The 18,415-nt window shown below is 63.6% G+C and carries 16 protein-coding genes; 9 read left to right on the top strand and 7 right to left on the bottom strand.

The features are described 5' to 3' along the window. Positions 1-167: 167 nt before the first annotated feature. Positions 168-377 carry a ribbon-helix-helix domain-containing protein gene (locus RJT37_RS09195; protein WP_311172753.1) on the bottom strand — a complete coding sequence of 70 codons (210 nt, stop codon included), beginning with the start codon at positions 375-377 and terminating at the stop codon, positions 168-170. Between the two features lie 174 nt (positions 378-551). On the opposite strand from RJT37_RS09195, the gene RJT37_RS09190 reads away from it, so the two are divergent. The 6 genes from RJT37_RS09190 (at position 552) to RJT37_RS09165 (ending at position 8,244) form a co-directional block, all read left to right on the top strand. Next, positions 552-1,145, top strand: coding sequence for a molybdopterin-dependent oxidoreductase (locus RJT37_RS09190; protein WP_313689722.1), 594 nt, complete (start codon positions 552-554; stop codon positions 1,143-1,145). Between the two features lie 167 nt (positions 1,146-1,312). Further along, a complete protein-coding gene (locus tag RJT37_RS09185) occupies positions 1,313-2,668 on the top strand; it encodes an isochorismate synthase (RefSeq protein ID WP_313689721.1) in 1,356 nt (451 codons plus the stop codon). A 25-nt stretch (positions 2,669-2,693) separates the two neighbouring features. After that, positions 2,694-4,454 (top strand): 2-succinyl-5-enolpyruvyl-6-hydroxy-3-cyclohexene-1-carboxylic-acid synthase, encoded by a 1,761-nt coding sequence (gene menD, locus RJT37_RS09180; protein ID WP_313689719.1) that lies wholly within the window; start codon positions 2,694-2,696, stop codon positions 4,452-4,454. 70 nt (positions 4,455-4,524) lie between these two features. Next, the gene (locus RJT37_RS09175; protein ID WP_313689717.1) at positions 4,525-5,442 is read left to right on the top strand and encodes a 1,4-dihydroxy-2-naphthoyl-CoA synthase; all 918 of its coding nucleotides are present in this window, start codon (positions 4,525-4,527) and stop codon (positions 5,440-5,442) included. A 289-nt stretch (positions 5,443-5,731) separates the two neighbouring features. Next, positions 5,732-6,985, top strand: coding sequence for an outer membrane protein assembly factor BamB family protein (locus tag RJT37_RS09170; protein ID WP_313689715.1), 1,254 nt, complete (start codon positions 5,732-5,734; stop codon positions 6,983-6,985). Positions 6,986-7,293: 308 nt separating this feature from the next. Then, on the top strand, positions 7,294-8,244 hold the full coding sequence (locus RJT37_RS09165; protein WP_313689712.1) for a 1,4-dihydroxy-2-naphthoate polyprenyltransferase: 951 nt from the start codon (positions 7,294-7,296) through the stop codon (positions 8,242-8,244). Positions 8,245-8,598: 354 nt separating this feature from the next. Here RJT37_RS09165 and RJT37_RS09160 read toward each other — a convergent pair whose 3' ends face one another. The 4 genes from RJT37_RS09160 to RJT37_RS09145 all read right to left on the bottom strand — a co-directional run bounded on the left by RJT37_RS09160 (position 8,599) and on the right by RJT37_RS09145 (position 12,592). Next, complete coding sequence (locus RJT37_RS09160; protein WP_313689710.1) at positions 8,599-9,468, bottom strand: hypothetical protein; 870 nt, start codon at positions 9,466-9,468, stop codon at positions 8,599-8,601. Positions 9,469-9,838: 370 nt separating this feature from the next. Continuing rightward, positions 9,839-10,309 (bottom strand): aspartate carbamoyltransferase regulatory subunit, encoded by a 471-nt coding sequence (gene pyrI / locus RJT37_RS09155; RefSeq protein ID WP_313689708.1) that lies wholly within the window; start codon positions 10,307-10,309, stop codon positions 9,839-9,841. After that, the gene (pyrB, locus tag RJT37_RS09150; protein WP_313689705.1) at positions 10,306-11,229 is read right to left on the bottom strand and encodes an aspartate carbamoyltransferase; all 924 of its coding nucleotides are present in this window, start codon (positions 11,227-11,229) and stop codon (positions 10,306-10,308) included. Before pyrB ends, pyrI begins: the two co-directional genes overlap by 4 nt. A 112-nt stretch (positions 11,230-11,341) precedes the next feature. Beyond that, positions 11,342-12,592 carry a Glu/Leu/Phe/Val family dehydrogenase gene (locus RJT37_RS09145; protein WP_313689702.1) on the bottom strand — a complete coding sequence of 417 codons (1,251 nt, stop codon included), beginning with the start codon at positions 12,590-12,592 and terminating at the stop codon, positions 11,342-11,344. Positions 12,593-12,874: 282 nt separating this feature from the next. Here RJT37_RS09145 and RJT37_RS09140 point away from each other — a divergent pair, with 282 nt between their 5' ends. Next, the gene (locus RJT37_RS09140) at positions 12,875-13,642 is read left to right on the top strand and encodes an IclR family transcriptional regulator (protein WP_313689701.1); all 768 of its coding nucleotides are present in this window, start codon (positions 12,875-12,877) and stop codon (positions 13,640-13,642) included. 111 nt (positions 13,643-13,753) lie between these two features. Then, complete coding sequence (locus tag RJT37_RS09135; RefSeq protein WP_313689700.1) at positions 13,754-14,731, top strand: amidohydrolase family protein; 978 nt, start codon at positions 13,754-13,756, stop codon at positions 14,729-14,731. A 219-nt stretch (positions 14,732-14,950) separates the two neighbouring features. Here RJT37_RS09135 and RJT37_RS09130 read toward each other — a convergent pair whose 3' ends face one another. Then, the gene (locus tag RJT37_RS09130) at positions 14,951-15,736 is read right to left on the bottom strand and encodes a 2-keto-4-pentenoate hydratase (protein ID WP_313689698.1); all 786 of its coding nucleotides are present in this window, start codon (positions 15,734-15,736) and stop codon (positions 14,951-14,953) included. 169 nt (positions 15,737-15,905) lie between these two features. Between RJT37_RS09130 and RJT37_RS09125 the strand changes: the two genes are divergently transcribed. Beyond that, positions 15,906-17,390 (top strand): aldehyde dehydrogenase family protein, encoded by a 1,485-nt coding sequence (locus tag RJT37_RS09125; protein WP_313689696.1) that lies wholly within the window; start codon positions 15,906-15,908, stop codon positions 17,388-17,390. Between the two features lie 106 nt (positions 17,391-17,496). Here the strand turns inward: RJT37_RS09125 and RJT37_RS09120 are convergent, their stop codons facing one another. Continuing rightward, positions 17,497-18,267, bottom strand: a complete 771-nt coding sequence (locus RJT37_RS09120) for an HpcH/HpaI aldolase family protein (protein ID WP_313689694.1) — start codon at positions 18,265-18,267, stop codon at positions 17,497-17,499. Positions 18,268-18,415: the final 148 nt, after the last annotated feature.

Raw genomic sequence — 18,415 nt, 5'->3', positions numbered from 1 at the left:
CGATTTAAGTATTATTGGTGGATATTCCCACGGGCGTCGACATCGCGGGTCGAGTCTGGACCCCGCCGACCGTGCTGGTACCTCTCATACGGATTCCTCTCACTTTTCCCGCCGAGCGCCGTCAACGGGGGTTGGCGCGCGGCGGAAAGAGACGAGAGTAACCAGTATCAGAAGACGTACTCGTCTTCGTGGCCCATCATTCCGTCGTCCTCGAGATGGTCGTCCTCGTCCATCGGGCCGCTGGTCTTGAACGCGCGCAACCCAGTCGAAAGCAACTCCTCGATGGCTTCCTCGCGGCTGACGAACTCGCCCTGATCAACGAGCTGGGCGATCTGCATCTCGAGATGTTCGGGGACGTTGATGTTCACCTTGGGCATTTGAACGTGAGGGGGTTTGGATCCGGGTTATTTAAAGCCTGCGGCGGAGTTTGACCATTTAAGCAACTATATTTTCACCATAATGTATGTCTATTTTGGTTCTAATTAGAATAGTTTGGTTAATCGGTACCTACTTGTCGTTACTGTTAGATACTTCGCGCCGATAGCGACCCTATGGTCGAAGACGTTACCGATCTCTACCGGGAATTTGGCGACGAGCGGGTTCCGCCGGGACAGCACGAGAGTTCCAAGTTCCCGGTGCTCTCGAAAGGTTCGACACCCTCCTGGACCCGCGAGACGTGGTCCTTCGACGTCTGGGGCGCCGTCGAGAACGAACTGTCACTATCGTACGACGCGTTCCGCGACCTGCCCGCGACGACGCAGCGACAGGACTTTCACTGTGTTACGGGATGGACGGCCCTCAACTGTGAGTTCACCGGGGTTCCGTTTCCGGCGATCGCCGAGCGAGCGGGCGTCCACGAGGATGCCGTTCACGTCCTGTTTCACGCGCTCGACGGATACAAGACGGATCTGCCGCTTGCCGACTGCAACCGGAAAGAGGTGCTCTTCGCTTACGGGCGCGACGGCGAGGACTTGGCGGCGGATCACGGCGGACCACTCCGGGTTGTGACGCCACACAAGTACGCCTACAAGGGCGCAAAGTGGGTCGACGGCGTCGAGTTTCTGACCGATCCGGAACACGGTTACTGGGAGGAGCGCGGGTACTCTGTGACGGCGAATCCCTGGAACGAGGAGCGGTACGGATAGCCGTCCAGTGTGAGGGTACTTTCGCCGACGGCGGCCGGAAGGAGGTGGTCGACCCCGCTACATCCGATTGTCTCTCGATCCGTACGCCGTCGCGCGCTTGGACGGAGCAAAGAGTTGTAAACGTCCCTATAGTCAAATAAAAGCGTGTGGGATACCGAAGGTCGGTAATGGAATCGTTGCGGACCGACGCGGGCGGGGGTAGCCTTCTCAGCCGCTCGAAGCCGATCGAGAGCCCCTCCTTCCGCGCCGTCCTCCGGACGGCCGATGCGCCCCGGACAGTCTGGAGTGCTCCTGACGAGGCAACCGTCGTCGGTGGGGGCGCGGCGGCGACGCTCACGGCAGACGGCCCCGATCGTTTCGAGAAGATCCGGAAGCGTGCAGAGGCGCTTTTCGCCTCGGGAGACGTCCACACCGGGACGGAGGCGGCCCGACCTCGACTGTTCGGCGGTTTCGCGTTCCACGCCGAGGGGACGAGCCGGGAGCCGTGGACGGATTTTCCCGGCGCCCGATTCGTCTTTCCCCGGGTGCAGATCACCTGGACCGACGACGGCTCGTGGCTCACGGTGAACGCCGTCGATCCGGAAACGTCACCCGAGACTGTCGAAACTCGGCTCGCGGCCGAACAGGAACGGATCGCCGACCTGCCCGACCCCGGCGAACCCGCGGACCCGCCCGGCGTCGAGGAGCGGACGCAGACCACCACGCGATCGGGGTGGCGGTCGGGCGTCGACGCCGCGATCGACCGCATCGAGGCCGGCGATCTGCGCAAGGTCGTCCTCGCGCAGGCGCTCGACGTCGATCTCGCGGCCGAACTCTGCCTGCCGGACGTGCTCTCTCGGCTGGGGCAACGGTACCCGGAGTGTTACCGGTTTCTCGTCGAACCGGCTCCCTCGGGGAACCGAGAGGGTGCGTCCTTTTTCGGCGCGACGCCGGAACGGCTGGTCTCGGTGCGCGGCCGGACGATCGAGACCGGCGCGCTCGCGGGGACGACCGGGCGCGGTGAAACCCCCGCCGAGGACGAGTGGCTGGCACAGGAACTGGCCAACGACGAGAAGGACGCCCACGAGCACGACCTCGTCGCCGAGACGATCCGCAAACAGCTCTCGCCGTACGCCGCCTCGGTGAACCTCGGCCCGCGGCAGATCAAGCGCCTTGCCACGGTCCAGCACCTCTGGACGCCGATCAGGGCGACGCTGGACCGCGACGAACACGTCCTCTCGCTGGTCGAGGCGCTGCACCCGACCCCCGCAGTCGGTGGTCTGCCGCCCGCAGCCGCCCTGGAAACTATCCGGGAGACCGAACCGTTCGACCGCGGCTGGTACGCAGCCCCTGTCGGCTGGATCGACGCCGCGGGCTCCGGCACCTTCGCCGTCGCGCTCCGCTCGGCAGTCGCGAGCGCCGACACCGCGACCCTGTTTGCCGGCGTCGGCATCGTCCGCGACTCCGATCCCGACAGCGAATGGGACGAGGTGCAACTGAAGTACCGACCGATCCTCGACGAACTGGAACGGGGGAAAGGGTAATGTCGCCACGTCGGTGCCATCCGCGATGACCGACCCGAACCGGAACACCCTGTGGGGGCGTGTCCTCGTCGACGAACTCGTCGCCGCGGGCGTCGACGCCGTCTGCATCTCGCCGGGCAGCCGATCGACGCCGCTGACGGTCGCTTTCGACCGCCACGAGGACATCCACGTCTTCTCACATCTCGACGAGCGGTCGGCGGCGTACTTCGCGCTCGGACGCGCCCGGCGGACCGGAGACGTGACGCCGCTTGTCTGTACCTCCGGGACCGCGGCCGCGAACTACCACCCCGCAGTGATCGAAGCCTCGCAGTCACGGGTACCGCTTTTAGTTTTGACCGCCGACCGGCCGGCGTCGATTCGCGATTCCGGCGCGAACCAGACGATCGACCAGGAGAAGCTCTACGGCGACGCCGTCCGGTGGTACCGTGACGTGACAGAGCCGGAGGCGACGTCGCGAAAGCTGCGTTCGCTGCGGACGACGGCGGCGCGCGCGGTCGCGAAGGCGACCGGGACCCCGGCAGGCCCGGTACATCTGAACTTCCCGTTCCGCAAGCCGCTGGAGCCGACGCCGGTCGAAGGCGACGTCCCCGCCGACCTCCCAGAAAGGGCGGCGCACGGACGGGACGGCGCGTTCGTCGAGACCGAAGCCGGCGTTCCGGAACTCGACGACGACGCGCTCCGAGACCTCGCGGCGGACCTCTCGGAGCCCCGGGGACTCGTCGTCGTCGGGCCCGCCGACGCGCCGGGCATCGACCCCGAAGCGGTGGGCGCGTTCGCGCACGCCAGCGGGTTCCCGGTGCTCGCGGATCCACTCTCGGGTGTTCGCTACGGCGGGCTCGTGCGCACGGCGCCGGTGATCGGCGGCTACGACGCCTACCTCGGGGAGCGGGTCCGCGAGGTGTGGCCCGATCCGGACGTGGTGATTCGCGCCGGCGCCTCGCCCACGTCGAAGCCGCTCCGGAAGTATCTCGCCGCCGTCGACGCCAGGCAGGTCGTCGTCGACCCCGCGGCCGGGTGGCGCGAAGCGGAGTTCACAGCCACCGACCTCGTCGTCGCGGACCCATCGCGGCTCTTCGGCCGGCTCTCGCGGCTTCTCGCCGGGCCGGGAAGCGAGGCGTGGCGCAACCGGTGGACGACCGCCGACGAGGAACACGCCGCTGTGCTCGACGAGAGCGACGGATTCTGTGAGGGCCGAATCCTCTCGGACGTCGTGGACCTCGCTCCCGACCCCGCGACGATCTTCGTCTCGAACTCGATGCCCGTCCGCGACCTCGATCGCTTCGGCGCACCGACGACGAGCGCGTACACAGCCCTCGGAAACCGCGGCGCGTCGGGGATCGACGGCATCGTCTCGACCGCACTCGGTGCGGGGTCGGCGTCCACGGACGACCTGACACTCGTGAGCGGAGACCTGGCGTACTACCACGACATGAACGGCTTGCTCGCGCTCGGGCGGTGTGACGTCGAGGCGACGATCGTGCTTGTCAACAACGACGGCGGCGGGATCTTCCACATACTCCCGATCGAGGCGTACGACCCGCCCTTTACCTCGCAGTTCGTGACGCCGCACGGTCTCGACTTCGCCCCGACCGAGGACCTGTACGATCTCTCCTTCGCGCGCGTCGACGGCGGAGAGCGTGCCGCTTTTCGTGACGCCTACGCCGAGGCGACGACGAGCGACGGGTCGCACGTCATCGAGGTGGGGACGGACGCCGAAGCGAGCCACCGGGTCCGGGAGGATCTCCGCGAGCGGACGGTCGAGCGGGTGCTCGCTGCGACCGAGTGAGTTGCGGCCGGACCGGGGAATCCCCCCGGCCGAAACGAATCTTTTTGCTGAGCCCGACCCCTCTCACGGTATGGTCTCGGAGATTTTCGACGACGCACGCTGGGAGGAAGTCGACGGAGCCGGGGCGTTCGACGACATCACCTACCACCGCGGGAGCGACCTCCCGGTGGTCCGGATCGCCTTCGACCGCCCGAAGAAGCGCAACGCCTTTCGGCCGGGGACTGTCGACGAACTCTACGCCGCCCTGGATCACGCACGCAAGCAGGCCGACGTCGGCTGTGTCCTCCTGACCGGGAACGGCCCGTCACCGAAAGACGGCGGCTGGGCCTTCTGTGCCGGCGGCGATCAGTCCGTCCGCGGGGAGTCGGGCTACGAGTACCGCGCCGACGACGAGGCCGACGAGTCCGACGACCCGCTCGTCCGCGAGGCGAAAGCGGGCCGCCTCCACATTCTGGAAGTCCAGCGGCTCATCCGGTTTATGCCGAAACCGGTGGTCGCCGTCGTGCCCGGGTGGGCGGTCGGTGGCGGCCACTCCCTGCACGTCGTCTGCGATCTGACGCTCGCCTCCGAGGACCACGCGAAGTTCCTCCAGACCGATCCCGACGTGGCCTCGTTCGACGGCGGGTTCGGCTCGGCGTTGCTCGCAAAGCAGATCGGACAGAAGAAGGCCAGAGAGGTGTTCTTCCGCGGGAAGACCTACTCCGCGGCGGAGGCCGCAGAGATGGGGATGGTCAACGAAGCAATTCCCCACGCGGACCTCGAAGACGTTGCCCTCGAGTGGGCCGAGGAGATGACGAACAAGTCGCCGACCGCGATGCGGATGCTCAAATACGCGTTCAATCTGACGGACGACGGACTCGTCGGCCAGCAGGTGTTTGCGGGCGAGGCGACGCGGCTGGCGTACATGACCGACGAGGCCCAGGAGGGACGCGACGCGTTCCTCGACGGCCGCGAGCCGGACTTTTCGGAGTTCCCCTGGCACTACTAACCCACCTTTTTTGTCGGGGGTCCTCGGCGACGGCGTCGCCGTCGCCTCGAACCCCCGCAAAAAAGCTGGACCAAAAAACCCCGAGAGCTCGGCTTCGGCCTCGCTCTCGGTGAATCCCGCTCACTTCCGGGTCCTTCGGACCGCTCGTTCGCGCGAATGCCTGTCGGTGTTTCTCTATTGAATCTATTGTTCGCTGATGGGTTGATTGCTCTGTGGGGTGGGAATCATCGAACGACTCTCAGCGTGACACCCTTAATTCTATTATCCACCTACCGACACAACTCATTTGATGCACGAGAAGAACTGGCCAACATTTCAGTTCGATCTGGGTCGCACTGGACACGTCTCCAACGATACTGGGCCAAAGACGAATGTAACGGAGAGTTGGACTGCCCAGACGAGTGGCTCATTTACTTCTTCACCGGTCGTGAAGAATGGGTTGGTCTACGTAGGCAGCACAGACGGCAACGTATATGCGTTCGATTCCTCGACTGGACGGCAGGAGTGGACCTGTGATACGGGCCAGAAGGTAAAATCCGACTTGACGGTAGAGAATTCGACAGTCTATGTCGGGAACGAAAACGGACTTTGTGCAATCGATGCTAATCGCGGAATGCTTGAGTGGGAGTTCGATTCTGTTGTCGACAAAGATCGGCAGTATTTCCGAGCGGCCCCTGCCGTTGTTGCTGGAACAGTCTATGTGGGTGATCGGAACAACAACTTGTATGCAATAAATAATAGGACCGGTACAGCGGAATGGTATATTTATAAATACGGTTCCAGCGCTCCTGCAATAGCAGGCAACTCCCTGTATATTAACGACGGCCACGGAGTTTACGCGCTTGATCGGAACGGGGCACACGGCATCCCTCTCCGACGTGACGAGTATTCTGATGAGCATCCGGAAGACCCCCATTGGAAGTTTGAAGATATCGGCGTTTCTCTGCATCCCTCAACACCAGCAGTCAAAGAGAACACTGTCTACGTGGGAGGCGGAGATGGACACCTTTACGCGATTGATACGACAACCGGTCGCGAAAAGTGGCATTACGAGACAGACGATGAGATCCGCTCATCACCTGCAATTGCGAATGGCACAGTCTACGTCGGGAGCCGCGACGAACACCTCTACGCGATTGATGCAGCGACAGGTGAAAAAAAGTGGGCGTTCAGCGCCGATGGGAGAGTGGATTCATCACCTGCGGTGGCTGATGGAGTCGTCTACGTAGCAAGTAATGAAGCGAATTCGTTCACAGATGTGGACGGTCACCTGTACGCAATCAATACGGACACAGGAGAACTGTTATGGGAGTATGAAATCGGATATCCGAGCGATTCCTCTCCAGCGATCTCCGACGGAAAGGTGTATATCAGTGGCGGTGACACCATCTACGCGATTTCGGAGGCCCCAGATGCGACTGAACACGTTTGTCCAGCGTGTGAGGCAGAGTTAACTGAATACGGCGACGTGGACTTCTGCCCAGAGTGTGGAACCGCGATAACCGCGAATGGGAACTCCAACACACAAATCTACGACCCGTGAGGATGGGTCAATTATATTGTGATGTAGCAAACGCGGGAACCGTGCTGAACTCACGCTCTGTATTCAGCAGCTCATTCCTGACAGATCCTGAGTAAATAACGACCCGATATGATACAGCGTTCATCTGTACTGAGCATCCGCGAGCGGAGCGAGCGGTTCCCCGACTGAGCCGTCTGACGGCTCAGTCGGCATTTTTTGGTCCAGCTTTTTTGCGGGGGTTCGAGGCGACGGCGACGCCGTCGCCGAGGACCCCCGATAAAAAAGGTGGATCCGAACTTTGACGCCGCCGCCGCCCCGAAGTGACGATAATGAGCACGCAGGAGATCACGAAGCGGGAGGCGTGGCTGATCGCCGCCCGTCCGCAGACGTTGCCGGCGGCGGCCTCCCCCGTGATCGTCGGGACCGGACTGGCGGTGCACGACGGCGTTTTCGCCGCGCTCCCCGCGCTTGCCGCGCTTTTGGGTGCCGCGTTGATCCAGATCGGCACCAACTTCGCCAACGACTACTACGACGCCGTCCAGGGCGCCGATACCGAGCAGCGGGAGGGCTTCACCCGTGTGACGGCGGGGGGCCTCATCGCACCCGAGACCGTCAAGCGCGCGATGTATCTGACCTTCGCCGCGTCGATCCTCCTCGGGACGTATCTGGTCTACGTCGGTGGCGTGCCGATCCTGGTGATCGGCCTGCTTTCGGTCGCCTCCGGGATCGCATACACGGGCGGCCCATACCCGCTGGGCTATCACGGCCTCGGGGACCTCTTCGTCTTCGTCTTCTTCGGTCTCGTCGCAGTCACGGGCACGTACTACGTCCAGGCCGCAGCAGTGCTGGCGGACCCGCTGGCCGTCGGGATTCCGCCCGGAACGCTTCCACTCGGGGCAGTGATCGCCGCGCTGCCGATCGCAGCGCTGTCGACGGATATCCTCGTCGTCAACAACGTCCGCGACAAGGAGGAGGACGCCACGACCGGCAAGCGAACCCTCGCGGTGCGTTTCGGCTACGGGTTCGCCCGCGCGGAGTTCGTCGTCCTGATGCTTCTGGCGTACGCCGTGCCGCTGTGGTTCGTCCTTCGCCCCGGGTTCACCGTCGCCGCGGCGCTGCCCGTCCTTACGCTTCCGTATGCCCTCTCGATCACGCGGACGATGCTCGAAGAGACGGCCGGGACCGTCCTGAACCCGACCCTCGAACGGACTGGCCGCCTGCTTGCGGCCTACGCCGTGCTCTTCGCCCTCGGGCTCTCGTTCACCGAGTTACCACTGTGATCCACACTACCCGATTCTCGGTGGGGCTTTGTCACCACAGGAAACGGCGGCGGGAGAAGGAACCCCGCGTGTCGTTTCGGGATCGCGGCCGAGAGTAATAAGCGAATCCGGACCCAGACTGTCGGTATGCCCCAATCCACGTCGGAACAGCGCCGGCTTATGGCCGGGCTGTTCGCCTTCGCTGCGGTCGTGTTCGTCGCAGGAATTGTCGTCGTCGCGTTTCTCGCTGGGGTGCTCTGAGAGGAGTTTCAGTCCGTTCGTCCCGATGATCACGCCTGCCGAGAATTCGATCCCGGGTGAAGAACAATCTTCCCCCAGTTGACCGACTACTGCGATCCTCTCCCAGTTGACCGACTACTGCGACTCGTCGGAGAGGTCCCCATCAGTGCCGTCTGGGCGGTGTGTGACACCGGATCGTCCCTCGGCGTCTTTCCGTCTGATCGCTGCAGCGGCGTTCGAGGCGTCGTAGCCGAAGTAGACGTTTCGGCCGTAGGTCTCGGCGACCTCGGTGGCCCGGACGAGATCGTCGACGTCGACGTCGACGGCGTAGAGTTCGATCGAGAAGGTAGTTTCCAGCGGATCGAGCAGGCTCTCGAACCCCTTCGCGATCGTTTCGAGCCAGTACGTGGTCGCGTAGTGGGTGTCGTAGAGCGGCACCACAAACTCGTCGACGTGAGGTGCAAGCGCCGCCACGTCGATGCCGGCCCGCGCTTCCAGGTGGCCGGGATACGGATCCGGATACAGCGTGAGGTAGGTCCGACCGGGGATCCGGTCGGCAGCCTCGGCGACGAATTCGGTGACGACGGCGGTGCGCCACGCAGATCGGTTCTCGTGTCCGCTCGCTGCGAACTGCCGCTCACAGCGGTCACAGCGGCAGTATCCCTCCCGCGGGAAGCCGACGTCGTCCAGTCGGACGTCTTCGTTTGCCTCCGCGGCGTCCTCGACGATCTCGAAGAGACCCGCGCGGTACTGCTCGTGTGTCGGGCAGACGTACGACCAATCGAAGTACGGCTGTTCGCGCGTCGCCGGCGTCCCGTCCTCGTCGACGGCTACAAGGTCGGAGTCGGCGTCGACCGCCGCGGTGTCGCCGAAACAGGAGAGCATATTCACCGCGTCGGCGAGCGGTTCCGAGGCCCGCCCGGTCACGTCCTTCACTTCGTAGAAGCCAACGTCGAACTCGTTCCAGCCGACCTCCTCGGCGTTCCGCGTGACGACACCGTACATACCGGTCGTTCCGGGCCAAGCGGTATCAGTCCGTCGGGACCGAGCGACGGGGCTTCTGTGGTTTTCTCAGATGGCCGCGGCTCTCCGAATCGATCGCGGAAAAAGGCATAACGGGGTGGGATTGGTTACTCGTCGTCGACGTCGACCTCGACGGGGTCTTCGCCGCCGGAGACGACGAAGTAGACGAGTGCGATGAGCGCCAGTACCAGGATGAATTTTGCTTTTCCGGACATACCTATGCGTTCGCCGCCTCGGTACAAAATCATTTCCCTCCCCGTCCGGTGGCTGTCGAGCGTTCGTGCGGGGGAGGAAACTCCGTTCGGCGCTGTCAAGACCCCCTTCGTCGCCGTCAAGACTCCGTTTGGCGCCGTCAGGAGACGTCGAGGTGTGTCGCGATCTCGTCTTCGCGGACGATTTCGCCGCAGTACTCACACCGAAGGCCGTCCTTCAGGACGACAAAGTGTGTCTCGACGGGTTCCTCGTCGTTGGTGATACAGTTCCGGTTCGGGCAGGCGAGGACCCCCGCAACCGACTCCGGACGGTCGATTCGCTCTTTTTCGATCACCTCGTACTCCCGGATGATGTTGATCGTCGCCTCCGGCGAGATGACGGCGAGGACGTCGACCTCCGACTGACTCAGCTCCCGGTCTTCGACCTTCACGATGTCTTTCTTCGCGAGTTTATCGGAGGGAACGTTCATCCCGACTGAGACGCTCTCGCCGCCGGAACCGTCGATCCCGAGCAGCGCGAGGACGTTCAGCGCCTGCCCGGCCGCGAGGTGGTCGATTACGGTGCCGTTGCGGATCTTCGAGACGCGTAGTTCGCGGTTGGTGTCGCTCATTGTGCACCTCCGGTGTCGTCGAGCAGCATATCCAGAAGGGCCATCCTGACGGGAACGCCGTTGTGTGCCTGTTGGAAGTACTGCGCCTGGTCCGTGTCGTCGACAGCGGGCGCGATCTCGTCGACCCGCGGTAGCGGATGCATCACCGTCAGCGATTCCTTGGCCGCATCGAGGTCGTCGGTGTCGATCTGATACTCGCCGGCGACCTTGCGATACTCGTTTTCGTCCGGGAAGCGCTCCCGCTGGATCCGAGTCACGTAGAGGACGTCCAGTTCGGCAAGAACCGCCTCCAGTTCGGTGTGTTCGCGGACCTGCGCGCCCGAATCGTGGAGGTCGTACCGGACGTTTCGTGGAAGACGGAGGCTCTCCGGGCTGATGAAGTGCTGACGAACGTCAAAATTTGTCAGCGCAGACGCCAGCGAGTGGACCGTCCGGCCGTATTTCAGATCGCCCATAATGCCGACCGTGATGTCGTCGAGACCGGCGTTCTCGCGCATCGTATAGAGGTCAAGCAGGGTCTGGCTTGGGTGCTGCCCCGCCCCGTCGCCCGCGTTGACGAGCGGGACGTCGACGAACTCCGAGGCCATCTTCGCGGATCCTTCCGAGGGGTGTCTGAGGACGAGCGCGTCGGCGTACCCCTCAACGACGCGCATCGTATCGGCCAGCGTTTCGCCCTTCTTCACCGACGTCGACTCTACGGAACCCATATCGACGGTCTGTCCCCCCAGACGTTTCATCGCGGTGTCGAAGCTCATCCGCGTGCGGGTGCTCGGCTCGAAAAAGCAGAGGCCGAGCACCGATCCGGCGTGGCGCTCCTGCCAGGCGGCCGGGTCGGCGTCGATCTCCGCCGCGCGATCGAGCACCGCCTCGATGTCGGCCCGCGACAGTTGCGTCGCGGAGATGAGGTGGTCCTGACGCATTATCTACGTCCCCGGCGGGAACGGACTTCAACCCCTCGGGTCGGCGTCGAACAGATCGGGAATCAGTGACACGTCGTCGAAGAAAACAGGGAGAAACGACCGGGAACGAACGCTACGGCCAGTTGCCGCCCTCGGTGTAGGCGTCGACGATCCGCTGGGTGGCGACGACGTACGCCGCGGTCCGGAAGTTCGGGAGATCGCGGGACTCGAAGGCGTCGACGAGGTCGTCGAAGGCGTCCGTGATCACCGCTTCCAGTTCATCGTTGACGCGTTCCTCCCGCCAGGAGAACCGCTGTCGGTTCTGTACCCACTCGAAGTACGAGACGGTGACGCCCCCGGCATTGGCGAGGATATCCGGGATGACGACCACGTCGCGTTCGGTGAGGACGTCGTCCGCGTTCGGCGTGAGAGGGCCGTTCGCCGCCTCGACGATGACCTCCGCCCGGACTTCCTCTGCGAGTTTGCGGTCGATGGCGTTCTCCAGTGCCGCCGGGATTAGCAGGTCGACGTCCAGCGTCAGCAGCTCCTCGTTTGTCAGCTCATCGACGTTTTCGTAACCCGTCACCGAACCCGTCTCGCTCTTGAAGGATTTCACCGCACGGGTGTCGAGTCCGTCCGGATCGTAGACCGCGCCCGAGGAGTCGGAGACGGCGACGACTGTCGCTCCCTGATCTTCGAGCAGTCTGGCTGCGATTGACCCGGCGTTGCCGTAGCCCTGCACAGCGACCGTCGCGTCGGCAACGTCGCGGTCGAGATACCGGAACGTCTCGCGGGCGGTCAGCATCGTCGAACGGCCAGTGGCCTCGACGCGTCCCGCACTGCCGCCGGAGGAGATGGCCTTGCCGGTGATGACACCCGGTGCATTCGTCCGTTCGAGCGTCTCGTAGGTGTCCTTGAACCAGTTCATTTCTCGCTGACCCGTGTTCACGTCCGGCGCCGGAATGTCACGATCGGGACCGACGAGCGGCCGCAGTTCGGTCGCATACGCGCGAGTCAAACGCTCTAATTCCGACGCAGAGTAATCATCAGGGTCGACGACGATGCCGCCTTTCCCGCCGCCGTACGGGATGTCGACAACAGCGCATTTGTATGCCATCCACCCGGAGAGGGCCTTCACCTCGTCTCGGGAGACGCCCGGGTGATACCGGATCCCGCCCTTGTAGGGGCCTCGGTCGCCGTTGAACTGCGATCGGAACGCCTTGAACTGCTCCATCGTGCCGTCGTCGAGTTCAACCGAGAGACTGAGTTCCAGAACCCGTTCGGGATGTTTCAGCCGTTCGATCACGTCCGGAGCGACATCGAGATACGCCGCGGCGTCGTCGACCTGCTCCTGCAAACTCTCAAACGGATTAATTTCAGACATATTATGCATATTCGCTCGGGTGGAATTTAAGGGTGTTGAAGGTATTCCTGGCGGGTACTCATCGAGACGAGAACGGGGCCAGCAATAATGATAATTTATATTATAAATTTCTATATAGTTTATTTTTATTAATCGATATTCGATTTTTGGAACCTTTAGAAACGTGTTTTAGGCCATATACAAATAAATAGTTATTATTCAAACTTGATTGGATTTGTTTTGAGGCGGTGTTCTGGATTTTCACACCGAAAACGTTTGGAGGGTCCAGTATGTAGATCCCGTATGAGGGAGAAAGCAAACCACCCCGTTCGAACCAGCGAAAAGACGCTGGCGTTGATCGAGACGCTCGACACCGCCGACGGGTTCCGACTCACCGAACTCGACGAGCGGCTGGAGATGAGCAAAAGCGGAATCCACAACCATCTCAGTACGCTTAGAGAGCACGGATACGTCGAGAAAAACGGCGACGAATACTCGCTCAGCCTGAAATTCCTCTCGCTCGGCGGCCACGTCCGCAGTCAGTCGCCGCTGTACCGGCACGGCCGCTCGAAGATCGACCAACTGGCGAGCGATACCGGGATGCTGGCCAACCTGGCCACTGAGGAGGGCGGCCGCGCGGTGTACCTCTATCAGTCCCGCGGCAGCTACGCCGTCAACCTCGACACTCACGTCGGCTATCGGCTCCGCCTGCACAACATCGGAATCGGGAAAGCGATCCTCGCACACCTGCCACGGGAGCGCGTCGAGGCGATCGTCGACGAGTGGGGGCTGCCGAAGGCGACCGAGAACACGATCACTGAGCGGGAGGAACTGTTTGCGGAGCTAGAACAGATCCGCGAGCGGGGCTACGCGACCGACAACGAGGAGCGGACCGAAGGCCTCACCTGCATCGGCGCACCCGTGCAACTCGACGGGGAGGTGCTCGGCGCGATCAGCATCTCCGCGCCGACGAAGCGACTCGGCAACGCAGGCTTCGACGACGACATCACCGCGGAAGTCGAGAGCACGGCCCACGAACTCGCGTTGGATATCAAATACACACAGGAGTAGCAAAGTCGTATCGCGGCTTCGCACGGATTGCAACGGCTGTGAGCGTCGCTGGGGCGGTCCTCGCACCCATCAGTGGGAACAATTATGACCACGGTCCGGTGTAGTAAGTGTATGCCAGAAATCGTCGACGGCTACACCCACATATTGACGGAGCGGTTCTTCGAGGATTTGACCGAGCAGTTCGGCTTCCAGGGGTTGTCCGGCCGGCCCGAGTTCCTCTGGGACATCGAGCAGCGAAAGCAGGATATGGCCGACTACGGCGTGGACAAACAGATCATCACGCTCGCGCTGCCGACGATGTTCCAGGGGATGGACCACGATCTCGCTCTGGACATCACGCGGCTCGCGAACGACGAGATTCATCGACTCGCCGACGAGCATCCCGAGGATTTCATCCCGGTGGCGACGATCCCGAAGGTCAGCGAGGAGTTCCTCGCGGAGTTCGACCGCTGTGTCGACGATCTGGATATGGCCGGCGTCCAGATCTTCTCGAACATCGACGGCCGCCCGCTCGACGACGAGCACTTCTGGCCGCTCTTCGAGCGCGCCGAGGCGACCGACACGCCGCTTTGGATCCACCCGCAGCTGTGGGAGTGGTACGACTGGGCCTCAGAATATATGGAACATCGGCTCTTCGGGTGGCCGTTCGACACGACGCTCGCGCTGTCGCGGCTGGTGTTCGGCGGCGTGATGGAGGCGTACCCCGATCTGAAAATCGTCTCCCACCACGGCGGCGGGATGGTCCCCTACTACGGCAGCCGGATCGAGATGTTCTACCAGCAGCGACTCGCCTACCCCGAGAACTATCCCGGGTTCCACGAGAACGCGGCCTCGCTGTCGGAACCCGCAGAGGAGTACTTCGAGAAGTTCTACGCCGACACCGCCGTCTCGGGCTCGGCACCCGCACTCGACTGTACGGCGTCCTTTTTCGACGACGGAAACGTGATCTTCGGCACCGACTACCCGTTCAGTCCCGAGCGGGGCCGCCGGACCGTCGACGTCACTATCGACGCCGTCGAGGGGATGAACGTCGACGAGGCGACGCAGGCGGACATCTTCGCCGACAACCTCTACGAACTGATCGACTGACTGCTGTTTTCACTCTCAGAACAGTTACGTCGGGGAGTTGATTCGACCGGTGCTGGCCGACTGCGGAAGAACAGACGTACGAATGTTAGTGCGATCATCGTGATCCGGACCGTCTCTGCGGCACTGCATCGTACTGCAATTAAAGACGAACCTATTTTCAGATAGAAAACAACCGGGGTTCGACGGGAGAACTACGGGCGTTCAGAGAGGTAACTCGGATTACTCGGCACGGACGTCGATCGATCCGAGATTCGCGAAGTCGATCCCGTAGACGTCGCCGGGTTCGATGTCGATTGCGGCCGTGATCCCGCCGCTCATCACGAGTTCGCCCTCGCGGAGACCGTCGTCGACGTCCTCCAATCGTTCAGCGAGCCACGCCACCGGGCGGGCAGGGTTGCCCATAATGTCAGCTCCCAGACCGGTCGCCTGGACCTCGCCGTTGACCGAGACGGCGACGCCCTCCATCGCCAGATCGAGGTCGGTCACGTCGCGGTACTGCTCGCCGACGATGACCTTCCCGGCGGAGGTGAGATCGGCGATGACGTCCTGCGCCGAGGGAATCGACCAGCCTTGAAACCGGCTTTCGAGGATTTCGACGACGGGAACGACCGCGCGGGTCGAGGTGAGTACGTCCATCGTCGAGACCGGCGGTTCGAGATCCTCGTCGATGATGAAGCCGATCTCGGCCTCGATGCGCGGCGCAATCAGGTCGTCGGTCGGGATCGGTTCGTTCTCCAGTACCGTCTCGTGGGCGACGTAGCCGAAGATCGGCTCCGGGATGCCGAGTTGTTCCTGTTTGGCCTCGCTGACGAGGCCGAGTTTGTGGCCGACGATGTCCTCGCGGCCGCCCTCGCTGAGCCGGTCGAACACCTCGAACTGGATCCGGTAGGCGTCTTCGGTCGAGAATTCGGTGTCCTCCGACAGCGGTTCGATCGGCTCCTTGTCGTCGTACGCCTCGTAGAGTGTCGTCGCGAGGCGGTCGATCTCGTCTTCGCTGAGTGGCATACGTCCAAAGGTTCGGTGGTGTACCCATTATACTTTCGACAGACGTCGACGGCCCGCGCTTCGCGCACAGTATGTAACTAATAACAATTAATCGATCACGTTCGTATTATATAGCGACGAATTTCCGTAGCCGACATCATTTTACTCGTCAGGACGGTATATGGAGTGTATGAGTGAACCCGACATCGACCAGCAGATCGCTATCGACGCGGCCTGGAACGGCCTCTACGTCGACGGCGAGTGGGTAGCGCCGGACGACCGCGACACGATCGACGTCCGCAACCCCACGACCCGCGAATCGATCGCAGAGGTCCCGGCAGCGTCCAGCGAGGACGTCGACCGGGCCTTCGCGGCGGCCACACGCGCCCAAGGGGAGTGGGCGGACACCACGCCCGACGAGCGCGCCGCGGTCGTCCGGGAGGTAGCGAACCTCATCGACGAGTACGAGGCGGAGATCCGCGATCTCCTGGCGGTCGAAACCGGCGCCACGAAGCCCCGACAGGACATCGAACACGGCGGGACGGTCACTTTCGTGCACGACGCCGCTTCCTTCGCCTTCCGCGCCTCCGGCGGCCACAACCAATCGAAGATCCCCGGCAAGGAGAACATCATCCAGCGGGAGCCTGTCGGCGTCGTCGGCGTGATCTCGCCGTGGAACGTCCCGATGAAACTCTCGATTCGCGCGGTCGCGCCCGCGATCGCGCTCGGGAACAGCGTCGTCCTCAAGCCGGCGGAGGAATCGTCGATCTCGGGCGGGCTCCTCCTCGCCAAACTGTTCGAGAAGGCCGGCCTCCCCGACGGCGTCCTCAACGTCGTCACCGGCACCGGACCGGAGGCGGGCGATCGGGTGGCCTCGCACCCGGACGGCGACGTGATCGCCTTCACCGGGTCGACCGGGGCCGGCCGGCTCGTCGGCCACAACGCCATCGACCACTTCGCGTTCCCCGCCCTGGAACTCGGCGGCAACAACCCTCACGTCGTCCTGGCGGACGCCGACCTCGACGAGGCCGTCGCCGCCGGGACGTTCGGCTCCTTCTGGAACCAGGGACAGGTCTGCATCTCGATTAACCGACACCTCGTCCACGAGTCGCTCTACGACGAGTACGCCGAACGGTTCGCCGAGCGGGCCAGCGAACTGAAAGTCGGTGACCCGCTCGACGACGAGGTCGTGATCGGACCGATCATCAACGAGTCCCAGCGCGACGAGATGCTCGACTACATCGACCGCACGGTCGAGCAGGGGGCGACGCTCGAAACCGGCGGTGAGGGCGACGGGCTGTTCGTCGAGCCGACCGTACTCACGAACGTGACCAACGATATGGCCGCCGCGTGCAACGAGCACTTCGGCCCGGTGGCGCCGATCATCCCCTTCAGCGACGACGACGAGGCGGTCGAACTCGCCAACGACACCGAGTACGGGCTCGCCGCGTCGGTTCACTCCACCGATCGCGGGCGGGCGCGCGACGTCGCAGACCGGATCGACGCCGGGATGGTCCACGTCAACGACCAGACCGTCAACGTCGAACCGCACGTGCCCTTCGGCGGGGTGAAGGACTCGGGGATGGGCCGCTACAACGGCAAGTGGATCATAGACGAGTTCACCCAGACGAAGTGGACGTCGATCCAGCGGGAGCCGCGCGAGTACCCCTTCTGAGCGGGGTCGGCAGCGGCTGACAGCCGTTGTCCCGCCGTTCGCTCGCCCCCGCTTGCCGTTCGCCCGCCAGCGGAGCCGGACTGCGTTCGTTCGAGACGCCGGCCGACTACTCGTGTCGCCCGCGGTACGTCGAGAGACAGTCGCGCGCGCTCTCGGCGAGCATCGCGAGGTCGGGGCCCATCGCGAGATAGTCGACGCCCCAGTCGTCGCGGACGGCGACCTCGTCCCGGCTCGTCGCGAGCGTCCCGACGGGGACCTCCGCCTCGTCTCCGGCCGCGACGATCCGGTCGACGGCGTCACGGAACGCCGCCGACTCGTACTCGCCGAAGGCGCCGAGCGACGCCGAGAGGTCGACAGGACCGATGAACAGCGCGTCGACGCCCTCGACCGCGGCGATCTCCGCGACGTTCTCGACGCCGGTCGCGGACTCGATCTGGAGGATCGTGAGGACCTCCTCGCTTCCGGACTCGACGTACTCCCGAAGGTTCGCCCCGTAGTCGGCCGCGCGGTAGCCCGCGATGCCGCGCCGCCCTTGCGGACGGTAGGTACAGGCGTCGACGGCCCGCTCGGCCCCCGCGACGGTCTCGACCGCCGGGATCATCACGCCCGCCGGTCCCAGATCGAGCACCCGCTTCACCTCGGTCGGATCGTTCGACGAGATCCGGACGATCGGGACGGTGTCCGTGCCCGCGGCCTCGACGGCCCGGACGACCGTCGCCAGCGCCGAAAGCGTCATCTCGGTGTGTTCGCCGTCCAGGACCGCGAAGTCGTAGCCCACGCCGGCGAGGAGTTCGGCGCTGGCCGGGTGACCGATAGAGAGCCAACAGCCGGCGAGCGGGTCTCGGTCGCGGAGCCTCGTCGCAACGTCGTCCGTCATACTCCGTTATCGTGTCAGCACTCGTTTGAGTTTTCGGGTTGACTCCCGCGTCGGCGCGTTTCCGACCGAGGTGTCCCGGGAGACGGCGTCTCGACCGTCAGGCGCCCCGTTCGTCGGGGCGCCGCTCGCTCCCGTCTCGCGCTCGTAG

This window comes from Halobellus marinus (genome assembly GCF_032113415.1).
Lineage (GTDB): Archaea > Halobacteriota > Halobacteria > Halobacteriales > Haloferacaceae > Haloquadratum > Haloquadratum marinus.
Note: the sequence above shows the minus strand (reverse complement) of the source record. Positions and strands in the feature narration are given on the sequence as shown.